Here is a 2,560-nt window from a genome sequence, read left to right as displayed (position 1 = left end):
CAATAAACATTTACTCAATAATAGCGTTCACTTTATAAGCATGGTGGTTTCATATTTAAGAATATTTAAATTGAGGTGCTCTTGCTCCTATGCAGAAATCGCCACCTGCTACACTTATTCCTATTCGTTTACGGTGTCAGAGATAAGGAATAACGATGGCGAGCAACAAAACGGTCGGTGCAGGATTACCGGAACCGACACATACCTTACTGTTGAGCGGTAACGACGTTGAGCAAAAACGCGATGAAATCCTTAACTATTTCACTCAAACCTGGGCACTGTACGAGAGTCTTTTCGACTGTCTGGCCAATGAGCGCGCCTACTTCACTAAAGCAATCTCTCTGCGTCATCCCCTGATTTTCTATTTCGGGCATACTGCGACCTTCTACATCAATAAGCTGATGGCCGCCGGGCTTATCGAGGATCGCATCGATCCGCATATTGAAGCGATGCTGGCGATTGGCGTTGATGAAATGAGCTGGGATGATTTGGATACCAGCCATTATGACTGGCCTGCGCTGGCAGAGCTGCGTGATTATCGCGGTAAGGTGCATCGCAGGATTATTGAATTTATTAAAGAAATGCCCTTATCGCTGCCGATCGATTGGGAGAGCCCGGCCTGGGTTATCCTGATGGGCATCGAGCACGAGCGTATCCATCTTGAAACCTCGAGCGTGTTGATGCGCCAGCTGCCGGTCGAGTGGTTACAGCCTCAGCCGCACTGGCCAGCGTGTCAACGTGCGCGCACCGACCGAACTGCCGCGCCTGAAAATACGCTGGTTTCTCTGCCAGAGACCACGTTGACGCTCGGCAAAACTGATGATACCTATGGCTGGGACAACGAATATGGCCGCCTTGACTGCGACATCAAAGCGTTCAAAGCCAGTAAAATGCTGGTCAGTAACGCCGAGTTTTACGAGTTTGTGCAGGCTGGTGGGTATCAGGACCCGCAGTGGTGGGACGAAGAAGGGCAAGGCTGGCTGTCTTTCTCCAAGGCCGAGATGCCCACATTCTGGGTTGGCGCAGCATCCAAACCGGCTATCCTGAAATTGAGGCTGCTGGCCGAAGAGGTGCCAATGCCGTGGGACTGGCCGGTTGAGGTTAACCAGCTTGAAGCAGCCGCTTTCTGCCGCTGGAAGGCCGAGGATACCGGTAAGTCAATCCAGCTGCCGACCGAGGCAGAGTGGTACGTGCTCAGGCAGCAGGTTGAGGGCGACCAACCTGGCTGGGATCAGGCTCCCGGCAATATTAACCTTGCGTGGTGGGCCTCAAGCTGCCCGGTTGACAGATTCCCGCAGGGTGATTTTTACGACATTGTCGGTAACGTCTGGCAGTGGACGACTACGCCTATCAGCGGCTTCGATGGCTTCAAGGTACACCCGCTTTATGACGACTTTTCGACGCCGACCTTCGACGGTAAACATGCCATCATCAAAGGCGGCAGCTGGATCTCGACCGGCAATGAGGCGCTCAAGTCTTCCCGCTATGCGTTCCGCCGTCATTTCTTCCAGCATGCCGGTTTTCGCTATGTGGTCTCAACTCATCAGGAGAAATTAACCGTCAATCCTTATGAAACCGATCTTCTGGTATCGCAGTACCTTGATTTCCAATACGGCCCGCGCTATTTCAACGTGCCTAACTATGCACGCGCGCTGGTGGATATTGCCGAGCAGGTGGTTGAAAAACGTGGCTCTGCATTAGACATTGGCTGCGCCACTGGCCGAGCCAGCTTTGAGCTTGCGCGCACCTTCGACCAAGTGACAGGTATGGACTACTCGGCGCGCTTTATCGACGTCGCGCTGTCGCTGGTGCGGGGAGAGGAACGACGTTATCTGATGCCGGAGGAGGGCGAACTGGTGCAATACTGTCAGGCTAGCCTGTCTGAGATAGGTATTACGCCAGAGCAGGCTAAGCGCGTGCAGTTTGTGCAGGGTGATGCCTGTAACCTTAAGCCTCATAGTGAAAGTTATGATCTGGTTCTGGCGTCCAATCTGCTGGACCGCCTGCGGGATCCGAGACGTTTCCTGCACGATATCTCAGCCAAAATCGTCAGCGGGGGGGTGCTAATCATCTCTTCTCCTTACACCTGGCTTGAGGAATTCACTCCGAAGGAGAATTGGATTGGCGGCGTTCGCGAAAACGGCGAGGCGCTGAGCAGTTATCAGGCTCTACAGCGTTTACTGGACGGTGACTTTGAAGAAATTAACCCACCGCTCGATGTGCCGTTTGTCATTCGTGAAACGGCGAGAAAACACCAGCATACCGTGGCTCAGGTGACCGTCTGGCGTAAGCGCTGATCTCTAGGCCGGTTCGATGCAGATTGAACCGGCCTATTTTCTCAGGTATTTATCAGGTCTTGATCAGATTCTCCTCAGGTTAAAAAGAGCATATTTCGCTCATTATTAGGATGCAGACAACGAATAGGCCGAAACATTAAACGGTATTCTCGTTAATTTATTAAATTAACGGGTTGATGGCTTAGCGATTTTTTGCGGTGCGCTAGCTGATTTTTTTATTATTATTAATTTTATGATCTGATTTTTATCTGATGTTTCTATTG

Annotated in this window: 1 protein-coding gene; it reads left to right on the top strand. The window is 51.5% G+C overall.

Features of this window, described 5'->3' with window-relative positions; translation table 11 throughout:
* Positions 1 to 155: 155 nt before the first annotated feature.
* Positions 156 to 2,297, top strand: a complete 2,142-nt coding sequence (gene ovoA / locus BS640_RS21790) for a 5-histidylcysteine sulfoxide synthase (RefSeq protein WP_084913328.1) — start codon at positions 156 to 158, stop codon at positions 2,295 to 2,297.
* The last annotated feature ends 263 nt before the right edge of the window (positions 2,298 to 2,560 follow it).

The organism is Rouxiella badensis (genome assembly GCF_002093665.1).
In the GTDB taxonomy this organism is placed as follows: domain Bacteria; phylum Pseudomonadota; class Gammaproteobacteria; order Enterobacterales; family Enterobacteriaceae; genus Rouxiella; species Rouxiella badensis.
This window is presented reverse-complemented; position numbering and strand designations above follow the sequence as displayed.